The sequence below is a fragment of the Flavivirga aquimarina genome (assembly GCF_030540835.1).
In the GTDB taxonomy this organism is placed as follows: domain Bacteria; phylum Bacteroidota; class Bacteroidia; order Flavobacteriales; family Flavobacteriaceae; genus Flavivirga; species Flavivirga aquimarina.
The window spans coordinates 1-1036 of record NZ_JAUOEK010000159.1 but is presented as its reverse complement, the minus strand read 5'-3'; the positions used below and the strand labels follow the sequence as shown (position 1 = coordinate 1036).

The 1036-nt window shown below is 37.7% G+C and carries 1 protein-coding gene; it reads left to right on the top strand.

Features of this window, described 5'->3' with window-relative positions:
• The first annotated feature begins 107 nt into the window (after nucleotides 1–107).
• Entirely contained in the window at nucleotides 108–1019 is a 912-nt protein-coding gene (locus Q4Q35_RS17145; RefSeq protein ID WP_303279246.1) for an IS982 family transposase, read from the top strand.
• The last annotated feature ends 17 nt before the right edge of the window (nucleotides 1020–1036 follow it).

The following is a 1036-nucleotide window of genomic DNA, read 5'->3' as shown; positions in this document are numbered from 1 at the left end:
TAACGTGAATCTTGGATAAGAATTAATGCAAGATTTATTAGCAAAAAAGGCTGATTTTGAGTAAATTAAAGTGTCAAATTTTAGTTTAACCTCAAAAAACAACCTTTATGCTTAGAGATAAAATTACAGAATTCTTCGTAGAATTAGATGATTTTTGTAACGAATTTAGTTCTCAACTAAAACACGTTCCAGTTTTAGAAAGCTCACCAGTTAAAAGTCGCAATAGACATGGGAAGCTCTCCGATAGCGAAATGATGAGTATCTATCTTTTGTTTCATTATGGTCAGTTTACTAATTTCAAACACTTTTACACACAATATGTCTGTAAACATTTGGGTGATCTGTTCCCCAATCTGATCAGCTATGTCCGTTTTAATGCAAGACAGGAACGTATCCTGTTGCCGCTAATGCTGTATTTGAAATATAAAGGTCTAGGCAAGTCACGGGGTATCAACTATATTGACTCGACCTTGCTCAGGGTCTGTCATATAAAAAGAGAAAAACAACATCGGGTCTTCAAAGGGGTGGCCTCAAAAGGCAAATCGACCATGGGGTGGTTCTTTGGCTTTAAGCTCCACTTGATCGTTAATGACCGTGGAGAACTGCTATCGTTTTACCTCACCAAAGGCAACGTAGATGATAGGAATATTGATGTGATGAGTGCCATGACCAAAGATATCTTTGGCAAGCTCTTTGGGGACAGGGGCTATATCTCTAAAGCCTTAGCCGAACTACTCTTCCAAGATGGCATTCAGTTAATAACCAAGATCAGAAAAAACATGAAGCAACAGAACCTCTCAGATGTGGATGCCATATTGCTCAGGAAAAGAGCCTTGGTGGAATCCGTGAACGACGAATTGAAGAATATTTGCAAGATAGAACATACCAGACATCGTTCTGTTAAAGGTTTTTTGGTCAACCTTATTTCGGGACTGACTGCTTATTGTTTCTTTCCTAAAAAGCCTTCTTTAAATATAACTCCAATTGAAACTAACCAACTTTGTTTATGGGCGGCTTAAACAAGATTCACGTTAAT

What these genes read in the sequence shown, in the direction of transcription:
- Q4Q35_RS17145 (WP_303279246.1), top strand. Translation starts at nt 108, where the DNA reads ATGCTTAGAGATAAAATTACAGAATTCTTCGTAGAATTAGATGATTTT.